The sequence below is a fragment of the Deltaproteobacteria bacterium genome (assembly GCA_019309045.1).
Classification (GTDB): Bacteria; Desulfobacterota; Syntrophobacteria; order BM002; family BM002; genus JAFDGZ01.
Window position 1 is genome coordinate 40,085 of the sequence record JAFDGZ010000006.1, and the last position, 23,959, is coordinate 64,043.

Here is a 23,959-nt window from a genome sequence, read left to right on the forward strand (position 1 = left end):
ATCTTTACCTCTGAGTGCCGCTGGCTCGCGCCAACTCCTGGACCTCTTTCTGGCTGGCGCGGCGCAGTAAATCCCTCTTCACCAGGTTAATGAAATCATTGGCAAAATTCATCATCTCAGTTTCCATGCCGCGCAGCTTGTTGGCAAAATGATTGTAAGCGATTACTGCAGGTATGGCAGCAGCCAACCCTACAGCCGTGGCTATGAGTGCCTCTGAGATTCCCGGGGCAACCACGGCCAGGGTGGCTGATCCTTTCAGCCCGATGCCCTGAAAGGACATCATTATGCCCCAGACCGTGCCGAACAGGCCAATGAAGGGCGCTGCATTGCCGGTAGTTGCCAGCAGGGAAAGGCCTTTTTCCAATCTCTGAACTTCACCTGCTGCAGCGCTGCGCAGAGCCCTCTCCATATTGTCTATCCAGGACATGGGCATCTCCACATCCTGGCTCCGCACCGCCCTTTCCGCTTCACTAAATCTAGTCAAGCGTCCGAGCTCCAGATATCCCACCCGAAATACTTCGGCCAGATGGCTGTCTCGCATTTTCTTGGCTTCTCGAAACACCGCAGCCAGACTCTTGCTCTCCCAGAAGACAGTCAAGAATCTGGAGCTTTCTTTGTTGGCCCGACCAAACACCCGTTGCTTTACCAGAATAACAGCCCAGCAGGCAATGGAGAGCACGGACAAAATGATGAGGACGCACTTTACCACCACGTCAGCCCCGAGCACCATCTCGAGGACGCTCCCTTGGCCGCCCAGGGCAGCTGCCCATACAGGAGGTGGAGAGACAAAGAGAATGGTTTCCATAGCTTATTGACCTTTCCTAATCTGAGCCAGGCGTGAAGTTGCCAAGCATCTGCGCAAGAGCCGTGCTGCTGTGGCTCTTGCTTTCACTGTGGCCAACTTGAATCAACACCTAAATCCTGATAAAATCTCTTTTATTTTAAAGGCCTTATTGCATTCAAGGCAAGCTATCACCGCCCTGATACTGTGTCAAGAGAATTTGTTGTCCCATACCATGTGCAATGAGGAGAGTCATGCAAAGCTGGTCGAAGGCAGCCAGTGCGGGTCTGGGATACCTGGTGGCAGGCCCCCTCGGAGCCGTTGCAGGTTACTTGCTCGGTCGTAAAGTTACCACCAGAACCTCTCGCGAAAGAGACCAACTGCTGCTTGCCGGCCTCCTTGGCTGCGTGACCGTCCTCAGCAAGGTTGCCGGCACCACCACGGAAGAGAGGCTCTATATTGTCCATTTCCTGGGCCGGCTTCTCTGTCTCGAGGCGGCAGAGGAAAACAATCTGGAGGATCTTTTCCAGCACCTTTACTCTCTGGAGCTCGATCTGGAGACGATGTGCCGGAGTATCAGCCGTCATACCAATAAATCTATGCGGCGGCATTTGCTGGAGATTCTTTTTCTCGTCTGCAGACTGCAGGGTGATATCAGCCGTGCTCAGCTGACCGTTCTTCGCCGCATAGCCACAATCGTCAAGCTGGACGAGCATGTCTGGCAAACGCTCTGCACACGTTATCATTCAGGAACTCCCTCCCTTGATGACGCCGTGTGCTATGCCTTGCTTGAGCTCGAAACAGGGGCACCCTTGCCAGCGGTAAAAAAGGCCTACCGTCGTCTCGCCAAACAGCATCATCCTGACCGGCTGGCTCGGCAGGAGCCAACCTGCCGCAAGAGAGCCAGTGGCCGGATGGCCATGATCAATCACGCCTACCAAACAATTCTCCAGCAGAACACAGGATAAGATCGACCAGCCAACCTGCATTCACGGCTCAGCAACAGATCTCCAGGTCGCTAAAAAAGTAGCCGATCTCAAAGGCAGCTGTTTCTGTACTGTCTGAACCGTGAACAATATTCTTCTCTATATCAGTAGCATAGTCCCGCCGAATGGTTCCTTCTGCCGCCTCTCGATAGTCTGTGGCACCCATTAACTCACGATTGGCCTTGATGGCCTCTTCACCCTCGAGAACCATCACTACAACTGGTCCTGAACTCATAAAATCAGTAAGACTGTCAAAAAACGGTCTTTGCCGGTGCACTTGGTAAAAGCCTTCCGCCTGTTCTTTGGTCAAGCGTAACATCTTCATAGCCACTACCTTGAGACCTCTACGCTCGAATCTGCCAATCACTTCACCTATAAGTCCCCGTTCCACCCCGTCAGGCTTGATAATGGATAGTGTCCGCTCCATACGACCTCCTTAACTTCCCAAGCTCTCCTCGTAAGCAGCAAGCAATCCGGACTGAAGAATTATCGCTTTAGTGCTTTATTGATAGTTGCCCACTCATCCTTGTCAAGGAAAATCTTTGTTTGTCCCTCTGTTCTAGATGCAGTGCACCGAGGAAAACCGGTTAGGATGCGAAGGTTCGATACGCAAAGAAATGTAAGTCCGAGGAAGCAGCAACGAGAACTGTGCTAACTAATCTTGACAGTTAGTGGCCGAGTGGCTAGTTTGGTTGATACAAAATGAAACTCATTTTTAATTGAGAGTCAACGTCATATGTCCAGAGAATGAAACAACAATATGGTGCCAGATGGAGGCGCCACGTGCAGATACAGGAGAAGATAAAATGAGTGAGAACATCACTGCAGTAGAAATGTTCCCCAAAGGCGCCTCTGCTCTTGCCGAGTTCAATTATATCCAGAGCATCACCGACTTGAATCGGGCAATTCGGCTCGATAAAGATTTTTCTCTTGCCTACCTGAGCCGTGGCGTAGGGAACTTGAAACTGCGAAATACTTAGAAGGCTGTGGAGGATTTCACCAGATTCGTCGACTTGAACCCCCAGGATCCAAAGGCATACCACATCAGTGGTTTGGCACGGCTGGATTGTCAAGATCCTGAGTGTGCCATTCGGGATTTTGACAAGGCAATCGAGCTTGACCCCACCTACATTGCGGCCTACCTCAGTCGGGGAACAGCTCACGCCGAAGCAGGAACCAATGACAAGGCCCAGGAGGACCTCTCTATTGCCACCACAATGGCCGAGAGGGTCGCCTTTGACTTCATGATGAAGTACAACATCTCATGGCGGGGTTATGTGGATGATGTAGAAGGAGAGGACATATTTGCCGGCTCGGGCGAGTGAGATGTATCTCAATTCGTAGCTCTAACCCGTTACAAGAATACGGCTTTTCAGAACATCAAGTCACTGAAACTGGAAGGCAGAAACTAGCTACATCCCACTTTCATTTTTGCGGCCAGTCAGAGGAAATTTGGCAGGCGCAGGACATGACCAAAACTGAAATTCCCCTTCAGGCAGAGTTACGTAGATGGGAGCAACACTTTATCCTTGGGCCTCGCATGTCGAAGTTCCTAGGGGAAGTATATTTTTAATAATCAGCAGTGTAACTAATTGATCCCGGAGGATTAAATGCCTGACCAAGATTTGCCTCAAGCCAGTTCCAAAGAGAGGATCCTTGCCACCATAGCCAACAAGAAAGACCCTACACAATTGGTGGAAATAGTCCACCTCCCTGACAAGCAGCTCTTTGTCACCCGGGGAATTTCCCATAATTTCCACATCAAGGAAATCGCCATTCCCCAAGGTCACATGCTTGCTGAGATTCACGTGGTCACTAAACTCCTCTCCTATCTCCTGGAGCGCATTGCCGACGCAGCAGACTTCAACCTACTTTTTCGCTACAGTAACGATTTCGAATTTGACAATCGTAGATACCACTTCCAAGAAATTGACGATTACCTGCTCCTGCTTGCCGTAGACTAGCGATTCCGATCATGGACGCTCGGCGAGCTCCATCCACCCCTCCCTTGGCGACTACCACCCAACTTGGCTGTTGCAGTCCTCCAATTCCCCATGAAGACATGACCGCAGCGCCGTTTCGGAAGTGTAAGCATTGTCATTGGCCGCAACAGATTCACAGTCTTTGCAAAAGCATGCACACGGAAAAAAGAGATCCGGCACTTGGGTGCCGGATCTCTTTTTTTCCGTGTGCTTCAAACCTTATTCTTTCTGACTTTCCTCCTGTGCAGGTGCTGTCTGAGCATCCACTTCATCCCCCACCGCTTCCGCCTCGGCCTTTGCCAAGGTCTCCCCCGATGGTATTCCCTCAGGAGCAGGGACTGCTACCGAACTGTTCACCTCAATGCCAAAAGGTCTATCAATATAGGCTGCATAGCCCATGGCTGCAGTTCGGTAGACCAGATGAGCGAGCTTGCTGTACGGAAGATAAGCAATGATATAGAAAACGCAGACCAGATGAATAAAGTACATGGGATAGGCAATTCCTGCAAGCCCCGACAAACGTGATAGCCATGAGAGGAACCCTGTGATTGCTACTACCAGGATGGCTATGATCAGAGACCAATCTAGGTATGTTGTGGTACTCTCCGCCGTCTTCGGCTTCCGCCTGTTGGCAATCACCAAAATAATACCCGACAGCAAAGATACGCCTGACGCCAAGGCAAATAGCTTTATCGGATTAAAAAATGGGTAGGGAGGGGCCAGAAAATCGCTCCGGACGATGTAAAGCCCAAGAAATCCTATGCTGGTGACAATAAAAAGCCCCACGAAGCCATAAAGAGTCAAAAGGTGGGCCCAATAGCGATCCCGATTGGTGGTGCAGAGCTTGAACTTGCTGTGCAATAGAATAGTCGGTATTACCGAGACCAGACTCTTGAGGTAGTCATTTATCACCAGCGGCTTATCTTCGGCATAGCCCTCGCGAATTGCATTGCTGTGAATTCCCTGAATAAAATTATTGAGTCCAAAGCCAAAGGAAACCATGGCAAGAGTACTCATGACAATAAAGATGCTGTCAACAAGGTAGTGAGGAAAAAAGCGGGCAAACTCTATTTCACCCTCCGGTATGTGGAGATGTCCTGTCAGCGACAGCAAGAACAAGAAAAGCAGTACAGGAATTCCCAGCATGACTGGGAGGTACTTGGCTTCACCCACAACCTTGCCCATGAAACTGGGAAAAGCAAAGTACCTGAAACTGAGGGCGCGAATGGCACGCAACACATCGCCAGGTCTGGCGCCCCTAGGACAGTAAGTGGAGCAGTCATTACAATAGTGACAGAGCCAAATATCCACATCGTTCAGCAACCTGTCTCTAAGGCCCCACTGGGAGTAGATCATCTCTTTACGGGGATACGGTTTTTCATCCGGAGACAGGGCGCAGACTACTGAGCAGGTGGCACATTGAAAGCACTTTTTCAGAGTGTCTCCGCCCGCTTTCTTCACCTCGCGAATAAATTCGAGATCGGGTTCTAACAAGGTCACTGGCCTTTTTTCAACCGCTGCCTCGCCTTCCCTCACCGTCTCGCTCTCCACCGCAGCCTTGATCCCTTCTTGCACCGCGGACTCTTCTGCCATTTGTTCCACCTCCTCGTGCTCTGCCTCGCAAGTGGGTCGTTGTAAAGTGTCAGCTTTTTCTCATTGTTCAACAGCAGTCCTGAAGAGATAACTTCTGCAAAAAATTCATAATTCGAGCAACTAGAATCCCTTAAATGGGTTCGGGCCGATCTCTTCCATGGTTTCCATAAACTCAGCTATCATCCCTGGAAGCTTATCGTATTCGTCTATAGCGATTTCTTTTTGTTGTACACGCTCCTTTTCGAGAGCCAAGCTCTTCAAGGCCTCACCGATCTTGTCCATGCGGATATCCGCCAATTCACTCCCCTTGATCATGTGGCACTGATAGTCGTCACCATATTTGCAACCGATCATCAAAATGCCGTCAATCCCCTTAGCGAGTGAATCTTTGATCCAGACCACATTCACCGACCCAAGGCACCGTACAGGAATGACCCTAACATAGGGCGAGTAGGTCAAGCCATTCAAACCGCAAATATCCAGGGCCGGGTAGGCGTCATTCTCACAAGCCAGGACAAGAATCCGGGGTTTCTCATCATACTCTTCTGGAACCTCGATAGCCTTAATCATGGATGAGATATTGTCAATGCTATAATCGGCAAAGTTGATGATCCGCTCCGGACAGGCCCCCATGCAGATACCGCATCTACGGCAACGCGTCGGATTGGGAAGCGGGGTTCCTTTCTCATCATCATCTAGGGCTCCAAATGGACATTCCTCGGTGCAGCGCTTGCACTGGGTACACCTCTGAAAGTAAAAATCAGGATAGGTCATATCCCCAGATCTCGGGTGAACGGCCACACCTCGGTTGGCGGATTCTAGACACTGGATGGCCTTGAGCGCCGCCCCGGCCGCATCCTCCATGCATTCAGGGATGCTCATGGACCTCCTGACCGTACCCACCGTATAGATACCGGTTCTACGGGTTTCATATGGGAAACAGATGAAGTTCGAATCCGCATAGCCCTCAAATAAATCTAGATCCCTAAACCCCGGTCCTTGGCGGTAGGCAAGTTGCATTATCGGATCATCCCTAGTCGTAGGCACCATACCTGTGCCCAGAACCACCATATCTACATTTACCTTGATTCTTTCTCCCAGGAGAGTATCATTGGCCTCCAATTCTAGCGTACCATCGCCATTGCCAGACACACTTACCACATCTCCTTTGGTGAGAAAAACCCCTTCATCGTCTTGGGCACTCTTGTAAAAGTACTCATTCAGGCCAAGCGTACGCATATGTTGGTAGAAAATATAAGCCTTAGCCTCTTTGTTATCTTCCCGCACATATTTGGCCTGCTTCAGGGCCACAAGGCTGGTAACGGCGGCAGCATAGGGAAAATCTGCATCACTTCCCTGCCCTGGGGATTGGATGAAGGCGATGCTCTGTACAGGTTTTCCATCAGAGGGGCGGACGATCTTGCCTTTGGCAGCCATCTCTTCCAGAGCCACGTTGGTCACCACATTGGGCGACTTGCCGAACCCCAGATGTTCGAATTCACCCTCTGCCGGCTCATACGGTTTCCAACCCGTGGCTAGAACTACTGCGCCAAAACGCTCGGCCTCGGGATTCTGAAGCAGGATATTGCACGGGTTGTCAGGGGTTGCTTCTTCAATACTAGCTGCCCCGGCCTCGGGTATTTCTTCACCCTTTGCTTCCAACTCGGCTTTCTCCTCTTCCGACAAGTCTTGAGGTATATCCCAGACGCTCTTGGTCCCCGCTTTCTTCAAAGTAACATCGAAAAGACCAGGGGCCCCCGCTATCCGCGCCACCTCCACGCCGGTACGAATGGTAATCTTCTCATGGGCCTCGGCTTCTTTTATAATCTTATCTATAATAGGGTCTTGTAGTGACTCGTACGGTGCAGACCACGGGACTTGTTTCCGCAATTTGGCAGCGTAGCCACCCAAAGCTTCTGACTTCTCAATAACCGTTGTCTCATAGCCCGCCCTGGCCGCTTCGAGTGCAGCGCTCAAACCTGAAACTCCACCTCCCAGCACGAGGATTTTCTTGGTAATCTCAGCCTCGTAGGGTTCAGGCGGCACCGTCCTCTGAGCCTTGGCTATACCCATGCGCAGATAGTCCTCAGCCATTTCCTGGATCAGTTCATAGGGATCCTCCACATCTGGTGGTGCTTCCTCACCTTCCTCGATAGGTTTGTGGCTCCAGACAACACCTTCCCTTAGGTTGACACGTTCCACCACAATGCCATGGCCGAAGTTGAACACATCGTAAAGCACACGTCGTGAGCAGGCGGCGATGACAACGGTGTTCACTCCTTCGTTCTCAAGATCCTGCTTTATGAGATCTACACCTTCTGGTGAGCACATGGTAGGATGCACCCTGCAGGGCTCTATGTTCATGTCGGCGGCAACCCCCTCCAGGCCGTCTATCTTGAGAGCCTCTCCAAGCCCACAACCTTGGCAGATATAAACACCTAACTTGTTTTCCATTTGGCTACCTCCTACCCGCTCACTATTGTCTGAATAGCCTTCAGGGCCATCCCGGTGGCATGCTGATTGGACGAGACCACATCCAGCGGTTTCACGGCGCAACCTGTGGCAAACATGCCACCTTTTTCGAGATCAGAGATTACAAAACCATCAGGGTCGTACGCCACATCACACGGCAGTTTGGTCTCCGCGGTGTTGGGCTCCATCCCAGTGGCGAGTACAGCCATGTCCACCTGCTGCTCGATCTTGGCCCCGGTGACCGCGTTTTCCGCCACCACAGTAATATTCTTGCTTCCGGTCTCTTCCCGAACCTCGGCTACCTTGCCCTTAATGAGGAAGATGTTTTCGTCTTCTTTGATCCTCCGATAAAACTTTTCGTAGCGATGCCCAGGCGCCCTGATATCAATGTAAAAAACATAGACCTTGGCCTCTGGATATTGTTCTCTCACGTAAAGGGCCTGCTTGAGAGATGCCATGCAGCATATATAAGAGCAGTACGGCAGGTGGTTCTCATCTCGTGAACCGGCACATTGTACGAAGGCAATACTGGATATTTCGGCGTTGTCTGACGGGCGCACGATTTTCCCATTAGTGGGGCCATTAGGAGCGGCCAATCGTTCCATCATCATATTAGTAATCACGTTATCGTACTCGAAGCCAAGATTGTCTATCTTAGCCGCATCGTAAGGTCTCCAGCCTGTTGCCCAAATGATGGCAGCTACTTTCAAAGTGATGCTCTTAGGCTGCATATCGAGGTCAATCGCATCGTACTTGCACGCCTCCAGACACCGTTGGGCGTCTTCGGTGCCGATAATCTCACGAGAAAGTACATACCGCATGGGAAACGCCATTTCATGGGGAAGATATGCCGCTTTCCGATTATCCATGCCAAAATTGAATTCATTGGAGACTTCCATGGTGCACGCCTTGGCGCACTCACCGCAACAAGTACACTTTTCGTTTACGTAACGGGGATTCAATCTTATCTTGACATCGTAGTTGCCGGGTCGGCCGGCAACGCTCTCCACCTCTGCCAGGGTAAAGAACTTGATCCTGGGATTATCCTTGATCCTGCGAAAATTGATTTCGAGCCCACAGGTGGGAGGACATAGCTTGGGAAAATAATGGCGTAGCTGCGCGACCCTGCCGCCCAGATAGGGATTCTTCTCCACTAGAAACACCTCGTAGCCCACCTCCGCAGCTTCGAGGGTGGCAGTCAAGCCACTAATGCCTCCCCCCACAACCAAGATGCTCCCCATCTTAGCTGCATCCTCCGGTCTCTGTGCCTCTGCCATGCTATTCCTCCCTGTCGCAAAAAATCTCCAGACGCCGCGTACGGCGTCTGGAGGGTTGACATCCACTTACGAGGCTACATACCTACGACTTCTTTAATATCCACTAGGTGGATGATGGGTCTGGTGAGCATGGTGAACTCGTCCTTCTCTGCATCGTAAACCGAGTTCACGAACACTTTGCCCCATTTCTCTTCATCCATCTTGGGGAAATCTCTGCGGTAGTAATAGCCCGGCCACCTGGTTTCCTCGCGGTACAGTTTATGCCTAGTATGGGCCTCCGCAAGTAAGGTGCGATGGACATTCTCCCAGCACCGCATGAGCTCATGGAGGTTGCGAGCCGCCAGCTTACTGAGATCCTCCTTGAGCAACTGTAGCAGATCCAGGGCGATGTTCAACGTCGTGGCAGTACAATTGTACTGGGAACCCCAGCCGGCCACATACTCGTCCATGATCTTGTTCAGGCGAAAGATGGCCATCTTGGGGGTAATGTAGTAAGGATTCACCTCTTCCACCGGAAGGTCGTACTTTTTATTGGTAGTTCCCAGGGTTGTGTATGCTTTATGTTCTTCATAAATCTTCAGCGGTTGAATAATCTTTTCCTTGAGCTTGGCAACCTCCGCCTCATCAATCTCTGGCATCTCCGGGTTCTCCACGATGTATTTGACCGCCGCCTTGGCTGCGATCCGTCCCTCAGTGAAGGAACCGGAAGAAAACTTGTGGCTGGAGTTGCCCACACCGTCCCCGGCCGAGAAAAGACCATTGATTGTGGTCATACGGTTATAACCCCAAAAGTACTCGCTCTTGGATTCCGCGGTCTGCAGATCCTCTGGCCCGCTCACCCAGGCCCCAGAGGCTCCGGAATGGGAACCGATAAAATAGGGCTCAGATGGCATGATCTCCGAAGGTCCCTTTTCAGGGAACACATCCCTGGCAGCCCAAAGTACGGCCTGGCTGATGGTCATATCCAAGAAATCCTCCCAGGCCTCGGCCTCGAGTTCCTTCAGTCTCTTTTTCCTGGTTCTCTCATCCGGCGCTTCATCAGCGATCTTGGCAATGGCCTTGTCCGTGTGGATGAGAATGGGGCCATTGCCTTTCTCAAACATTTCGATCATCATAAGATGATTCCTGAGACAGGTGGGAATCGGTTTCACCTTCCCATAAGGAGGCCAATTGTGCAGTTCTCCTCCTTCAGCCAGACCTTCGCCCATATAATTGAAGCCATCGGCCGCAGTTGCCGTAGCCTTGAAGAGCAGGAACCACGCGCCAACCGGACCATAGCCGTCCTTGAACCTGGCAGGAACGAATATCACCTCTTGGGAGCTCATCTCAGCGCCTGCCATGGTGGTCAGATAGGAGGATGAGCCAGCATTCCAGGGCGGATACCAGGCCCGGCCCAGACCTTCACCCGTCGAACGCGGCCTGAAGATGTGTACAGCACCGCCGGCGACCACAAGGCAGGCCTTGAATTTAAACACATAGATCTTTGGCTCCCTGACGCTGAAGCCGATGGCGCCGGCCACCCTCTTCTTATCGTTCTTGTCCAGAAGAAGCTGAACCACAAAAACGCGCTCGATAATATTGTCCATGCCGATGGCGTTCTTCCCGGCCTCGGCAACTATGGCCTTGTAGGACTCGCCATTGATCATGAGCTGCCAACGGCCCTCATGCACATAGTTCCCTTGCTCATCTTTCCAGATGGGCAGTCCGAAACCTTCGTACATATGCACAGTGCCGTTTACGTGCCTGGAAATATCCATGACCAGGTCGTCACGGCAGAGACCCATGAGGTCCTGTCGAACGTAGCTGAGGTAATCAACAGGCGTGTTCTCACCCTGGTACTGGTTGATGGCGGAAAGACCCATTGCCACAGCACCGCTGCGCTCCATGGCCGCCTTGTCTACCACCGTGACCTGCACATTGTTCTGCTTGGCCCAGTAGCCGGCCTCCACGCAAGCACCTGAGCCCGCCATGCCAGCACCGATGATCAGTAGATCAGTGGTGACCTCTACAGTTTCGAAAGCTTGCATATCTCCTCCCCTCCTTTAAGCACCAAGTGTCCACAGTTTGTCAGTCCTCAGGGAAGCGGGCTCCGTAGCGAGGAGCTGATCGTCCAGAGTACCCGGCCCATACCCGAAGCCACCATCTGGTTTAGCGCTCCCTTCTGGTGTGGTCCTTATAGGAAACTTGAAGCGTTTAATGGTGCCACCTCTGAACTTGATCGTCCACATGATGTCCTCGGTTCCTCTCATGGGCACAACACTGGCGCCCAGCGGGCAGAAATCCGCATAGCCTCTGACCTCAATGGCCTGGGTCGGGCATATTTTTACACAGTTGTAACACTCCCAGCACATATCAGGTTCCATGTTGTACGCCTTCATGCGCTCCTCATCCAACACCATGAGATCATTAGGACAGATGTACATGCAAGCGGTCTTTTCTCCTCCCTTGCAACCGTCGCATTTTTCATCAATGACAAAACTCGGCATTATTTCCCTCCTTGTAGTTAAATTTTAAACTGCCGTTCACAAACTAGCTTTCTTCACCTCCCTTCGCCGGGTATATCTGCAGGAATTTTTTCCTCTCCTGAGTTTGCCATACCAGAACCGACCCTTGAATTGCTTTTCCTGACTGCGGTCAAGCCATTCATTCAGATTTCCCCGGAAAGAATCGCTGCTCTGCAGGCAGTCGCCCGGCTTTCATCACCGGGGTCAGTGCGTTCCCCAGCCACTCGCTTTCGCCTCCAATGTAGTAAGCGAGAACCTCCCTACATCAGCACACCACACGTTCTTGCGGCTCAGGGACAGCGATACGCCTGCCGCAAATCCTCAAAAGCGCAAAAGTCGCGCCTCTAGGGACGGCAGCGGCTTACCATAACAGTAAATGCAGCTCGTACCCATGGTGTACTTAGCCACTAAGCCTTTGTTCATCTTGTAGTAACTTTTTTGCCGTCGGTTTTTTGAATGATGGTCCCGACAAACTCATTAGGGTTGGTCCAAAAGAATTTTGCTAGCTTTCAGGCATCAGCAAAGGCGCCATTCCTTGTTCGCAGGCGCCAAGTAAGTACACTTTGCTAATAAATTCACGATGTATTTTTCTTTATATCTTCCCCTTGGCGCTTTGTCAAGCCTTTTTAGTTGTCTATCCATAGCAAGACCTGGAATGACATCTTTGCCGCTGACTCAAGAATTCTCCTGAACTCATGTTAGTGTAAAATCTAGCCGCACTACAGTTCAAAGAAGCCCTTGATTTGGCTTGCCCAAGCGACTCGTCGGTCACCACCCTCCTGCTCTGCTCCGCTGCTCACTTCATCTCTCACAGCGAGATGGCCTCTCCTGCTCCACGCCAACATTCGCTGCTCACATTCTTTCAGAGCCCCTAGTCAATGCTGCCAGGCTTTTTCATCTCTGTCGGCAAAGCCAGACAAGTATACCCGGTTAGGGGAATACTACAACATCTACAACTGCCCCTGGATCTATACTGCTGCCTGCTCAAGGACTCTGCCAACTGGAAACAGCAAGCGACTTCCACTTCACTAGCTTCCGGCTTTGCTTAAAAAACTGGTCGAAAAGAGATTGACCCGACAGGTGCGGTGGGATAGGATTACGGCCGCAAACCTAGGGACTACAACGTCTAACTGATAATATGAAGAAAGGGACAACCATGAAGAATGGAAACACAACTCCAAAGAAGGGTGGTTTGACCGTGCTTAGGCCAGAAAGTAAGTTCCGGTTCTCCTGTCACCCTGGCATCGAGTGCTTTACCAGATGTTGCCGCGATATCATGATATTCCTTACGCCCTACGACATCATCCGCATGAAAAATGGCCTCAACATGTCCTCGGAAGACTTTCTGGAGGCCTATACCGTTTGCCTGGTCAGCAAAGAATCAGGCTTGCCAGTGGTAGCCCTGAAAATGAACGACGACGAAGAAAAAAATTGCCCCTTTGTCACTTCCGAAGGATGCACAATCTACCAGCATCGCCCCTGGTCCTGTCGCATCTATCCCTTGCAGCCCGAAAGTACCAAAATAACAGAAAAAAAGGGGAAAGAGTACTACTCGGTCATGGATGTCCCTTTTTGTCGAGGGCTTGCCGAGAATAGGACTGCCACGGTAACTGAGTGGATAGAGGAGCAGGGCATCCCCATCTATAAGGAAATGGAAACTCACTTCAAGAAAATCACCTTGAACCCCGCCCTTGCCGCTCACAAGATAACCAATAAAAGGCTTCAAGAGATGTTCTACATGGCCTGTTATGACCTAGATCGTTTCAGGCGCTTTGTGTTCGAAAGCAAATTTTTGCAAATGTTCGACGTGGAACCGGAAACCCTTGAAAAAATACAAAACGACGATGTTGAACTGTTCAAATTCGCCCTGAGATGGCTGGAATACGGCCTGATCGGCCAACACGTCCTCAAAGTGAGGCCGGAAGTAATGAAAGTCAAGAAACAGGAGTTCGGCATCAAATGATAGACCAAGCACTGATGCACCCCATACCGGGCGGACGGTTCAACTTCGCCTGTCACCATACAATACCCTGCTTTACGAAATGTTGTGCCAAGCTCGATTTGATCCTCACGCCGTACGACGTAATTCGTCTGAAAACCAGGCTCAATCTCTCATCAAAGGTTTTCCTCCGTCGTTACACCACCTCTTATGTGGCTGAGGAATATGGAGCCCCACTCGTCAAGCTCAAGATGAACGAAGACAAGGATCGCAAGTGTCCTTTTGTAGGGCCACAAGGCTGCTCCGTCTATGAAGATCGACCCGGAGCCTGTCGCATGTACCCAGTAGGACGGGCCGCCTCAAAGATTCCCGGAATGGCCAAGGCGGGAGAATATTATTTCCTGGTAAAAGAAGCACACTGCCTCGGCTTCCAGCAAAAGAAGGAATGGACCATTGATGAATGGCTCGAAGATCAGGGCTTGTCTATCTACAATACCATGAATGATCTTTTTCTGGATGTCACTGCAGGCATACAGCCAAATATTATGAAGAGTCTCAACGAAAAGCAAATAGGGATGTTCTATATGGCCTGTTACAACCTGGATGAATTCAGGAAGTTCATATTCTCCACCACATTCCTCGATCGCTTTGATGTTGAGCCCGATGTGGTTACCCGCATTAAAACGGACGACATCGAATTGTTGCGCTTTGCCTGCAGCTGGCTGCGCTTCGCCCTTTTCGGGGAAAATACTATTGCAACCAAGCCGGACTTGAGTCCACAACCGGCTCGTACTAGTCGATAATATTGTCTTTCAGGGCCTCGTACGACCAAACCGGAATCGGATCACATTTGCCGGTGTCTGGATCCAGCTTACACCGATACGAGGCCTTTGTTTGTTGTTGTTCCCACATGATTTCCCAGCCCCGAACAAAATAAGGGCATTCGTCATTGAAGCATACATAAAAAAACTCATTGGGCCAGGTAGATTGCAGGGGAACTCTCCATTTTTTCATCTCCTGCCCACAATGGGGGCACACAGGAGTTTTTCCTTTTGCCACTTTCTGCTCTCCTTTCGCAACCAGATGATCCTGTAGTTTTTACTATAAGGCTTTACTAGGATAATTCAACACGAAAAACCTTGGTTGACTCTGACAAAGCAGGGATTATAGTATTGGGCATTGTTATCTCTACGACACTGTTCTTGGGAAGGATAGAACATGACGAAGATAGTCGAAGAAAAGCGGCCTCGCGACCACTACAAAGCATCACTGGAAAATGGTTCTTTGGTGATGAAACCCTACTGCGCCTGCGGTAATCCCCTTGACGAAGATTACTTCTGCGAAAAGTGCGACAGACGCTGCCATTGCAACGACATAATTTGCGACAGCGAGGCCACCCTGGACTTGGTGAAGGGCTATATCAAGAGATCGGGGCAGTTTGCAGCATTCAGGGCAAAACTCGCGACTGAAGCCTAGGGGCCAATCTGCCGAAAGCCAAATTAGATAGTGTGCAGACGGCACCAAAAGCAGACCAATAACGATTTCTTCCTACTCCCTGCTGCCGCCTATGACAAGGCTTGAAGTTCTTCGAGCTTTTCAATAGCTCTGTCAAGCATTTTTTCGCCGCCGATTCTCTCCTGTGCGGCCAGCAAACGGGGTAGAGCCTCAACCTTGCCGAATTTCCCCAAGGCACCTCCGGCCCAATTGACAATATGGTGACTTTCGTGTTCCAGTAACTCCAGGAGCAAATCGTAAGAGCTGGAGACCTGGAGGTTCCCGAGCACGGAAACGATACCGGTCTTGATGGGATCAAAGGTCTTGTCCCTGCTAAACGCCTCCTTTATGTAAGGTATGACCTCCTCTCCAAGCTGCTCCAGATAATGAAGGCTGGCCCCGGAAGAATACGCATAGCCGAACATCGATATGTCGATGAGGGCACGAATTGCCAGTTCCGTACGGTAGTGGAAAAGAATTTCCGGCACATAGAGTCCAGCCCAGGAGTAGCGGCAGGCCAGCGGTAACAAATATGGAATAGCTTCCGGCCCCTGAGCTTTCAGCTCATCCAGGGTTTCCTGGAGAGCATTTTTCCGCACCTCATAACCCTTATCTTTGGTCTGCGGAAATCGCTCACTATCATCAGCACTCTGTAGCTCCTTCACCAGCGCGAGAATTGCTGCATTCTCTGTCTCGGGATAAAGCGTACGATACTCTTTGAATTTCAGGGCGATCCAATACTTCTGCAACCAGGTAAGAGGAGGGTAGTAGTAAGACAAAGTCGGCTGCTCCTCAGTTTCTGCATCCCGGTAGCGTCCGTGTTGGATAAAATAAGCCTTTTCCTCCTTGGCCACTTCCCAGCGGCGCTTGCAGATTTCTATGGCCTCGTCACAATCATAGGCAAACATACGACTGGTGGAAACAATGTCATACAGTCTGTCTTCATTGGGGTAGTCGCGCAGAAGCTTAGAAGAAACACGTATTGCTTCACCATACTGCTGCTTGGCAAGTAAACCAAAAGCCTCTTCTATGCTCTTGATAAGTCTTTTTTGCTCTTTTTCCTTTGCCCGACGTGCAGCTATTTCCTCCTCGCCGATAGTCATTCTGGCCTCTTCGTGTTTTCTCAGACAACAGCGCTTGTATTTTTTCCCTGAACCGCATGGACATGGATCATTCCTTCCGACTTTCTCCAGTACCACATCCTCTAATGCCGCCTTCTGGGTCTGAGCCTGGGCAAGTAGAGCATCGCGCATCTGTAAAAGCCGTTCCCTGGGAATACCGGCCTTTTCAGCAATGGCATCGGGGTCGCCACCCTGAAGCAATTCCAAAACAGGTTGCAGTTCAGACTCCGATATCGCCCCAACTGCAGGTGTGTCAGCACCACTCATTAAGCTATCTCCCTCATGTCAAGTGTTGATCTCTGTGGGTTATATTTTCTCGAAATACTCAATACACGCTTTGGCAAAGCCCTTAGTATACGAATGAAAATCAAAATCCTTTTGGCCTAGATGTCTATTCAGTATTTCAGCCCGAAAAATATCCCAGAATTTAGGTATTCCCCCCGCTCGATAAATGGCAGCAAGTTCATCATAATCGGCTTCGTACCGAGCAAACTCGAGCCCTTTCTCATAACCTGCAGCGAACCACTTCTCGTTGTAACCAGAATTCACCTCTCCAGTCATTTGCCCGCCTTTTCAATTGCAAAGCAGCAGTGCGCTATTCAACTCAAAGGACCTAGTTCCCAGGATCTCAATAAATCTCTCTACCTCTTGCCCGTTTTCTATCAGCAAAAGGGATCAAAGTAAAACCCACGGAACAATAAGGTATGAAAAGGCTCAGGTCAAGAAAAATTCGGGACTTCGTTTTCCCCCTGTCAGGCCCCAGCCAAGGCCATTATTCACTACAATGAGTCCCCGAGCGTTGAGGATTGGCAATTCGGCCGTGCTTCTGCCACTGAACAACTTCGCCCCCTAGCCTCTCTTCATCTATAGAACCATACACGCCCTGTATTCTAATAACGCCTCCTCTCATGTCGTCCGCCACCCAATGCCCAGCATCTCCTTCGATGATTATTTCGCCTGCCGTCATCTTTTTGCCGATGACATCGGCAACATTACCCTTCACTCTGATCTCCCCGCCGCTCATGCGGTAGCCAATCCAATTGCCAGCGTCACCGTCAATAGTTAATCTTCCGCCGGCCATAAATGTACCAATGTGGCTTCCCACATCTCCCCGAAAAAGAATCTCCCCGCTTCTCATCTTGACCCCAAGCCAGTATGCCCGACTGCCGACAATTTCAATGTGACCTCTGGTGTGCCGATAGCCAAGTCCTGAAACGCCCCCGCTGTATCTGGAAAGATTGAGATGGAGTATATCATCTCGCTGGATAACCTTGTCATAAACCCCGGAAATGAAGAACCCCAACAGTGCCCCACGCAGCCGGCGAGGCAAAATTTCGTTGAAAAGCCGCTCCACTTCTCTAAGATTTAGATCGTAGTCTTTGGCAACACTTTTCCCAAAACAAAAAACTCTCTCACCTGATTCCAAACGCCAGCCAGGTATTCTTAGCACCCAACTGCGGTATTGCCTAACGATATCTTCAAGTTTGTTGTAAGTATCTTTAATAAACTGACCATATCTCTCCTTTCTCTGCCGCTTGTCAGCATCAACACCTTTACATCTCAGCAGCTGAGGATTTTTCTCTAATAGTTTCCTAATTGATTCCATAAGATTTACAAATGGTTTTGCCTATAGCAATCCGTGGGATATCTCGCTCATTTTCAATTTCGACCAATCTTGCTGAAGCAGAGAGTTTCCTTTTTAGGAGTTCGTAGTTCTCTCTGAATCTATAGTCGCACTGTGTTTCACTTTTTAGCCAGATAATCGTCAACCGTCCTTTGACCGTAGAAAAATAGTCCACGACCCCAAGAATATTGTCAATGCCTGCGTCCGTTATCAAAATGTAGTCTATCACAATCCCAGCAAGGTTCTGCACATACTGATCAAGGCTATCCACATGCAGGGTGGTTCCATGTCCCTGATATACCTTCAACATTTCATAAACGCGCTGTCTGTCTGCTGTCAGGCCTAGTTCCATATTGACATCGGAGAAATTTATCACTCCCACTTTTGCCCCCAGTTCAAAGTAACTGCGAGCAACGGAGAAAGCGCCAAGAACTGCATACGAGACCACTTCCTCCGGATTGGGCATACTTCCCGATGAATCTATTATAATAACCGCATCTGGAACCGAAATTTCCCCATACCTCTCATATTCTGCCAACTCATACTTTCTGGCCAGGGAAGGCAGAACCTTGCCGTAGCTCTCCACGGCACTAAAGGTGTCAATATTGTCATCAAGGTTGAAGTCTGTTATCTGCTCGGGATAAAGGGAGCCTTTTTTTATAAGAGGTTCAATAAAGATAGAGTAGCTGCGACACTTGCTCCTGTACCAACCTACGTCCGGTCTGTCTAGAGCTTGTAGTAGGACGTTGTGCCCGGGGCTGATTCCTGTTCCGCCGGAGCGGGGTTCACTCGGAACCATGCCCGCCTCCTTTAGATTGTTGAGTATCTCCAATGCCATTTCACGGTATTCCTGCGGTGGCAATTCTTGAGCAATGGCAGCCACAGCTCTGCTGATACGCTCCGGGCTAAAATCCGCAGGGGAAAAGAAAAAGTACGGTAACTCCATACTTTCACCAAGCAAGTCTCCTATTATTTCTGCAAACCGTCTTATATTGCTCCGCAATCGAACTCTACTCAAATCAAGAAAATCGATGGAGCAAAGATCTCCTATTCTCTGTTCAAGTGCCGCCTCAACTTCTCCGCCGCCAAAATCAATCCCCGTCACTCTGAAATAAAATAGCCGCAATAGCCTGTCAACTCTAATAGTAGCTGGTAGTTCACAATAGGCTTGAGCCACTTGTGTTAAACCTCTGTTGATAACGAGGTCCAGGTTCACTACGACGTCATCGTAAAGATTTCTGATCTCATTTTTTCCAGCTACCTCCCCGAGCCAGTAGTGCTCCAAAATCAAAGTTCCCACATCATAGGGATGTTTGGCCCAGTGATTGAGTTCATGATGGAAGAGTCCACGCAGGGCTTCCTGACTGAATTTTTCGGTCAGTCCCTCCCCAACCAGTAACTTGAAGCGAGGGCTACGAAAGGTTATCTCAATTGTTGCATTCCGCACCCGCTCCAACTGCGCAATGGGAGGATAGTAAAGGTCCTTCCTTGCTTGGTCGAAAACCGGCTTGATTGTATCCAGCCCCTGTTCATACATGAAAGTTTTCACTCACCCAATGCTGACCACTCCCGGCGCCAAAAGCATAGGGCCTAGCCTGGACCCGGCCAAGCAGGTGTTAGCCATTGTTTGACAAAGTCTCTCTCACGAGGCTTTGGAAAAAAGGATGGCCAATGTCGTCTGCCATCTTCTCAAGCGTTTCTGAGTCCCCATTCTGCAAAGCCACATATGCCTCAATTTGATGATCTCTATGCTCCTCCCATCTCTTTTTCGCTTCCCTGAGAGCGTCGGCAACAGCATACAGGTCGTCCGAACAGTTTTTCTTCACATCTTTCACTTCACTACGCTTCTTATCGCTCAACCCACTCCGGTGCCATATTACGTAAGGCATGATTGCACTAATATGCTCCAGGGTCACCTCTTCTTCGCCAGTCATCCACGCGAGAGCTTGACCATATCTCAGCAGGCTTTGCTCTGCCCGCTGAGAGATGCCATACAAGTCAGAACAGATATAGTTCCGATAATGGCAACCGTCACACCTGGAAAAATCTTTTTTCAGAGTATATTGACAGCGGACTTCCTCCCCCAGATAGTCAAGAAAAAGTTCTGCATCTTCTGTTATTTCCCTTTCTTTCATTTCCTCTCGTATGGTTTTTATTTCCTGCCGTCTCGGAATTTTGAGATCAAGACCCGCCTTGCTGAACCTCGCCTCAAGTTCTTCCTTGAACCTCTCGGCTCTTAAATTAATGTAAGTCACTGTTGCATCAGCGGATCCGGTTTCATTGTTTTCCAGGACGAAAGTGATCAACTCTTGACTTGTCTGCCTATCTTTCAAGATTTCCTCGTCGATTCCCCTCCTAATGATTCTTTTTCTTACCGGATGCAAGGGGCCAGTCTCAACCGCCACATCAAATCTATCCAGAAGTGGAGCAATCAGTCTTGTTGCGCCAACATCTTGATAATTAATGGTCGCAAAGAACGACTTCCCCTCCTGGAATATCAAGGTTTCACCTCTATAACTCCATATGTTTCTGTCCACTTCGTTAAGCAGCATGTTCTGCTTGCCAACAGGCAGACGGTTGATCTCATCTATTATAACCACTGGAGGAAACGGGATAATTTTCCACTTGACTATCTCCTTCCCTTGTTTTTCCAAGGCGCCAAGATCTATAGTAGCCTTTATTTTTTCTTCAGTTTGCTCTGGATGAGCATGTACGGTGGCAGTCTGAATGAACTCCAGGGGCAGTCCAAGAACCAAGCTCGATATTCTTTCGCTTGAGCTAGTTTTTCCACTACCGTATTCTCCAAAGACAAGTTCCTTGCCGCTCAAGAGCAGGGTCAAAATCCCGAATAGAGCAACCGGCAAATACTTTCTGTCGCCTATTTCTAGTAACTCATCACCTAGATAAAAGCAGTCACGAATGAGTTCGTAAAGTCTCTCAACTTTCTCATTGAGCTCCGTCATCTCCAGTCACCACGAAGAAGGTTTCTGATAACCTGTGAATGACCACTATAAACAAATGTAACAGGTCAAAAAGTCCGAAGCAATAAGAACTCCACTTCATTCTTGACAGGTTAGTGGGGTTGGCACCGGAGTCGACCAATCTCGGCAAACGAAGACGATTTCTTATGCCTGCTTTGTATGTTACACTTTTATTGGTTTGTGCCCTTTTTGCTGGCCTCACTCGGCATTACTAGCAAGCCTCTAGTGAATAAGCTCGAAACTTAACTTTAAATAGAAGGAAAAAAAGGAGAACAGATATGGGAGCGCCCTTGATCCTCGGAGAACTCGTTGATTTCATAACAGGCCGTACTATCACCGATACATTGGATGAACGGTATCGGCAGAGAATCGCCAAGATTCTGGTGGAGGAAAAGGGATATCTGAAAGAAGACATCCAAATCCAACGGGAACTACCGTTGCTGGTCGATGCGAGCAGTTACCTGTGCAAAATAGACTTCGCCGTTGTCCTGAATGGAAAAACCGTAATGATAGTGCGGTTTGGACCGGGTTCCATTGTATCACGTGAACGACCTGCTCTTGCAGCCGCGAGGCTCCTGGAACCATATACGGTACCCTTCGCAGTCGTTACCAATGGCAAGGAAGCTCACCTTATTGATACTGCTTCTGGCCGGGTTATTGGCAGGAGTCTAGACAGCATCCCCTCAAGAAGCGACTTGCTAGATCGATTTCCGAATATTTTGTTCACCTGTCTTGCTGAGAAACGCCTTGAAAAGGAGCGGCGAATCTTATTTGCCTTCGAGGCAATAGGTACGTGCCCACTGGACTCCGAACATTAGGAGTACTATTGTTAAATTATGGCCCGAGCTCGAAACTGGAAAGCGAAAATCCCGATCACCTGCAACGCAACCTATTGATCTCATTGTCGAGAATGATTATTTAATATGTCTTCCAGGGACTACAGGTTGCCCAGCTTGTAGCCAACATCAAGACGACGTCTTGAAGGAATTCAATGTGGTCTGTTGGCTGAGAGGCCTTGCCGTCATATGGAGGAAGCATGGTAAAAAAAACTAAGCCATATGAAATGATTACTGATTTTATCACAGGAAAGCCAGTTCCCAATATAGGCGCAGAAGAGAATCGCCAGCGTGTCGAACGCTTCCTGGTGGAAAATAGAGGCTATAGCAAAGCTGACATTGAGGTAGACGCAGACCTCACTTTCACCATTGGTGATACCCAGATCCGCTCCAATGTGGACTTGGTTGTAAAGCTGGAGGACAAGCGGTTCATGGTGCTCCGGTGCGTGCCCGGTTCTCTGGTCTCAAGACAGCGGGAAACCCTGGCGGCAGCCAGGCTGCTGGACTGCTATCAGATTCCTTTCGCTGTTGTTACAGATGGCAATGATGCGGACCTGCTCGATACCGTCACTGGTAAGGTGATCGCTCGGGGCATGGAGGCCATACCCGCAAAAGAAGATGCGTATCAATATCTAACGGTGATCGAACTTCAGCCTTTGCCCGAAAATAGAGTGCAGCGAGAAAGGATCATTTTCCGCTCGTTCGATGAAATGAATATTAATGTCCAGCGAAAGCTCGGACAGGTGTGAGGGGATATCGGCCATTGCCTATCTCGCCCGGCAAATCTCTTGCTGAGGTGACTGTTCGGCAAACAGCAGCTGCTGCCTATGCAGGGCTCTCTTGGCAGTTCCAAAGGCAATCTCCACTCTAGCCTCGACGCAGCTGAGTGGTCTCGAAACGACTAAAGTAAAATGCGGTTTCCCCCAGAGTCAGAAGTGTTGTCTACCAGCCGCCGGTTCCCAGGACACGGCTGGTTCGGTCTTGCCGTACTTGGCGTCGCGCAGATATCTCTGTTTGTCGGCATAGAGGTAGTGAGCTACTGGTTCTACCCTCTAGCCTGGTGGTCGTATATCCTGATTGCGGACGCACTAGTCTATTACCGCAAAGGAACTTCCTTGCTAACGCATCACTTCCGCGAATTCTTCCTCTTGCTATCCTGGTCCATTTCTTTATGGCTGCTTTTTGAAATGTTCAACATTAGATTACACAACTGGCATTACACCATGGTCCCCATTAACACCACCGAACGCTGGTTGGGATATATTGTCAGTTACGCCACGGTGCTCCCGGGACTCTTTGAAACCATGGAGGTATTTGAGAGCTATGGGCTTTTGCAAAACTGCCGTACTCGGCCGCTAGCCAGCAGCAGCCACTGGTATGCTCCTTTTGTCTTCATCGGCCTGATCTTCCTGCTCCTTCCCCTTCTCTGGCCGCAGTTTTTTTTCCCGCTGGTCTGGGGCGGCTTCATATTTCTGCTCGAACCCCTGAACCATCACTTTGGTGCTCCTTCACTCATGCGCCAATGGCAAGAGGGTAGCCTGCGTACCTTCTATCTGTTGCTCCTGTCCGGAGCAGTCTGCGGCTTGCTCTGGGAATTTTGGAACTACTGGGCCGCAACCAAATGGGAATACACGGTTCCCTTTGTCGGCAGACTGAAACTTTTTGAAATGCCCTTATTGGGCTTCCTGGGCTTTCCCCCCTTTGCGGTGCAATGCTATGTCATTATGAACACCATTTCTCTTTGTCGTCATGGCCACGGCTGGCAAAATCCTCAGTCTGGGCGGTTTCGGCCAATTTCTCTTTATACCATCCTTGCCGTCCCTCTCTTTCTTACCTACTGGATCTTTGCCTTCCACCAAATCGATGTCCACACAGTAGCCAGCTGGCGACCATAAAGGCTGGCACACGTCTTTTTTGCAGCTCTGTCTGTAGCGCTCACTGGTCGCCATGAAACAGTCTTCTGCTACGCCAGAGCTCCCAGAAATTTCTCCTTGACAGAATAGTGAGTTTGTACTAAATTTAACAATTACTTTTTATGAATTATCTATATGTTTTTACTTGATAATGCTTGATGTCAAATTGAAAGTGCACTCTGGTAACCAATATTGGTTATCAGAACGTGGCAGAGGATTGGATGCACAGCAACGAGTTGGTAGGCGCAGGCTTTAGCCTGGGTTGCCCTGTGTTGTTATCGATTCGGAAAACCAATTGCCACATGGCACCATTGTAATACTGGCCGCAGTCGCAACCTTCAGGTTGCGACTACTGAACGTTCGATAAAAGGAGTGCCCTTTCATTTTGCCATCAACCGATAATTATGATGAGCGATTCTTCGGGGAAAAATATAGAATACCTCCTTCCTTCTTGGT

The 23,959-nt window shown here is 49.7% G+C and carries 22 protein-coding genes and 1 pseudogene; 10 read left to right on the forward strand and 13 right to left on the reverse strand.

Annotated elements, in window-relative coordinates:
* Positions 1-4 precede the first annotated feature (4 nt).
* Entirely contained in the window at positions 5-805 is an 801-nt protein-coding gene (gene tolQ, locus JRI89_02520) for a protein TolQ (protein MBW2070107.1), read from the reverse strand.
* A 230-nt stretch (positions 806-1,035) separates the two neighbouring features.
* Here tolQ and JRI89_02525 point away from each other — a divergent pair, with 230 nt between their 5' ends.
* Positions 1,036-1,749: a DnaJ domain-containing protein gene (locus JRI89_02525; protein ID MBW2070108.1), complete on the forward strand. Its 714-nt coding sequence runs from the start codon at positions 1,036-1,038 to the stop codon at positions 1,747-1,749.
* Positions 1,750-1,777: 28 nt separating this feature from the next.
* Here JRI89_02525 and ndk read toward each other — a convergent pair whose 3' ends face one another.
* Entirely contained in the window at positions 1,778-2,194 is a 417-nt protein-coding gene (ndk, locus tag JRI89_02530; GenBank protein ID MBW2070109.1) for a nucleoside-diphosphate kinase, read from the reverse strand.
* A gap of 379 nt (positions 2,195-2,573) precedes the next feature.
* On the opposite strand from ndk, the gene JRI89_02535 reads away from it, so the two are divergent.
* From JRI89_02535 to JRI89_02545, 3 genes are all read left to right on the forward strand, one after another.
* On the forward strand, positions 2,574-2,747 hold the full coding sequence (locus JRI89_02535) for a hypothetical protein (protein MBW2070110.1): 174 nt from the start codon (positions 2,574-2,576) through the stop codon (positions 2,745-2,747).
* A 6-nt stretch (positions 2,748-2,753) separates the two neighbouring features.
* Complete coding sequence (locus JRI89_02540; GenBank protein ID MBW2070111.1) at positions 2,754-3,092, forward strand: hypothetical protein; 339 nt, start codon at positions 2,754-2,756, stop codon at positions 3,090-3,092.
* Between the two features lie 285 nt (positions 3,093-3,377).
* Positions 3,378-3,731 (forward strand): hypothetical protein, encoded by a 354-nt coding sequence (locus tag JRI89_02545; GenBank protein ID MBW2070112.1) that lies wholly within the window; start codon positions 3,378-3,380, stop codon positions 3,729-3,731.
* 237 nt (positions 3,732-3,968) lie between these two features.
* Here the strand turns inward: JRI89_02545 and qmoC are convergent, their stop codons facing one another.
* From qmoC to aprB, 5 genes are all read right to left on the reverse strand, one after another.
* Positions 3,969-5,342 (reverse strand): quinone-interacting membrane-bound oxidoreductase complex subunit QmoC, encoded by a 1,374-nt coding sequence (gene qmoC / locus JRI89_02550; GenBank protein ID MBW2070113.1) that lies wholly within the window; start codon positions 5,340-5,342, stop codon positions 3,969-3,971.
* Between the two features lie 120 nt (positions 5,343-5,462).
* On the reverse strand, positions 5,463-7,796 hold the full coding sequence (locus JRI89_02555) for a hydrogenase iron-sulfur subunit (protein ID MBW2070114.1): 2,334 nt from the start codon (positions 7,794-7,796) through the stop codon (positions 5,463-5,465).
* Between the two features lie 11 nt (positions 7,797-7,807).
* Complete coding sequence (locus tag JRI89_02560) at positions 7,808-9,055, reverse strand: CoB--CoM heterodisulfide reductase iron-sulfur subunit A family protein (GenBank protein MBW2070115.1); 1,248 nt, start codon at positions 9,053-9,055, stop codon at positions 7,808-7,810.
* Positions 9,056-9,165: 110 nt separating this feature from the next.
* The gene (gene aprA / locus JRI89_02565; GenBank protein ID MBW2070116.1) at positions 9,166-11,118 is read right to left on the reverse strand and encodes an adenylyl-sulfate reductase subunit alpha; all 1,953 of its coding nucleotides are present in this window, start codon (positions 11,116-11,118) and stop codon (positions 9,166-9,168) included.
* Positions 11,119-11,133: 15 nt separating this feature from the next.
* Entirely contained in the window at positions 11,134-11,577 is a 444-nt protein-coding gene (aprB, locus tag JRI89_02570; GenBank protein MBW2070117.1) for an adenylyl-sulfate reductase subunit beta, read from the reverse strand.
* A 1,216-nt stretch (positions 11,578-12,793) separates the two neighbouring features.
* Here aprB and JRI89_02575 point away from each other — a divergent pair.
* Both JRI89_02575 and JRI89_02580 read left to right on the forward strand, forming a co-directional pair.
* Entirely contained in the window at positions 12,794-13,558 is a 765-nt protein-coding gene (locus JRI89_02575) for a YkgJ family cysteine cluster protein (protein ID MBW2070118.1), read from the forward strand.
* Positions 13,555-14,337 (forward strand): YkgJ family cysteine cluster protein, encoded by a 783-nt coding sequence (locus tag JRI89_02580; protein MBW2070119.1) that lies wholly within the window; start codon positions 13,555-13,557, stop codon positions 14,335-14,337. The genes JRI89_02575 and JRI89_02580 overlap by 4 nt, the downstream gene beginning before the upstream one ends.
* On the opposite strand, the gene JRI89_02585 is transcribed toward JRI89_02580, so the two are convergent.
* Positions 14,327-14,593 (reverse strand): ogr/Delta-like zinc finger family protein, encoded by a 267-nt coding sequence (locus tag JRI89_02585; protein MBW2070120.1) that lies wholly within the window; start codon positions 14,591-14,593, stop codon positions 14,327-14,329. The two genes, JRI89_02580 and JRI89_02585, sit on opposite strands and share 11 nt — an antisense overlap.
* A gap of 159 nt (positions 14,594-14,752) precedes the next feature.
* Between JRI89_02585 and JRI89_02590 the strand changes: the two genes are divergently transcribed.
* The gene (locus JRI89_02590) at positions 14,753-15,010 is read left to right on the forward strand and encodes a hypothetical protein (GenBank protein ID MBW2070121.1); all 258 of its coding nucleotides are present in this window, start codon (positions 14,753-14,755) and stop codon (positions 15,008-15,010) included.
* 1,121 nt (positions 15,011-16,131) lie between these two features.
* Here the strand turns inward: JRI89_02590 and JRI89_02595 are convergent.
* The 5 genes and pseudogenes from JRI89_02595 to JRI89_02615 all read right to left on the reverse strand — a co-directional run bounded on the left by JRI89_02595 (position 16,132) and on the right by JRI89_02615 (position 20,736).
* Positions 16,132-16,221 (reverse strand): annotated as a pseudogene (locus JRI89_02595) (SEC-C domain-containing protein).
* Between the two features lie 234 nt (positions 16,222-16,455).
* On the reverse strand, positions 16,456-16,710 hold the full coding sequence (locus tag JRI89_02600) for a hypothetical protein (GenBank protein ID MBW2070122.1): 255 nt from the start codon (positions 16,708-16,710) through the stop codon (positions 16,456-16,458).
* Positions 16,711-16,921: 211 nt separating this feature from the next.
* On the reverse strand, positions 16,922-17,755 hold the full coding sequence (locus JRI89_02605; protein MBW2070123.1) for a hypothetical protein: 834 nt from the start codon (positions 17,753-17,755) through the stop codon (positions 16,922-16,924).
* A complete protein-coding gene (locus JRI89_02610) occupies positions 17,742-19,322 on the reverse strand; it encodes a hypothetical protein (protein MBW2070124.1) in 1,581 nt (526 codons plus the stop codon). The genes JRI89_02605 and JRI89_02610 overlap by 14 nt, the downstream gene beginning before the upstream one ends.
* Before the next feature lie 67 nt (positions 19,323-19,389).
* Positions 19,390-20,736: an AAA family ATPase gene (locus tag JRI89_02615; GenBank protein ID MBW2070125.1), complete on the reverse strand. Its 1,347-nt coding sequence runs from the start codon at positions 20,734-20,736 to the stop codon at positions 19,390-19,392.
* A gap of 296 nt (positions 20,737-21,032) precedes the next feature.
* On the opposite strand from JRI89_02615, the gene JRI89_02620 reads away from it, so the two are divergent.
* From JRI89_02620 to JRI89_02630, 3 genes are all read left to right on the forward strand, one after another.
* A complete protein-coding gene (locus tag JRI89_02620; protein ID MBW2070126.1) occupies positions 21,033-21,572 on the forward strand; it encodes a type I restriction enzyme HsdR N-terminal domain-containing protein in 540 nt (179 codons plus the stop codon).
* Positions 21,573-21,790: 218 nt separating this feature from the next.
* Positions 21,791-22,339, forward strand: coding sequence for a type I restriction enzyme HsdR N-terminal domain-containing protein (locus tag JRI89_02625; GenBank protein MBW2070127.1), 549 nt, complete (start codon positions 21,791-21,793; stop codon positions 22,337-22,339).
* A gap of 189 nt (positions 22,340-22,528) precedes the next feature.
* Entirely contained in the window at positions 22,529-23,485 is a 957-nt protein-coding gene (locus JRI89_02630; protein ID MBW2070128.1) for a hypothetical protein, read from the forward strand.
* Positions 23,486-23,959 lie beyond the last annotated feature (474 nt).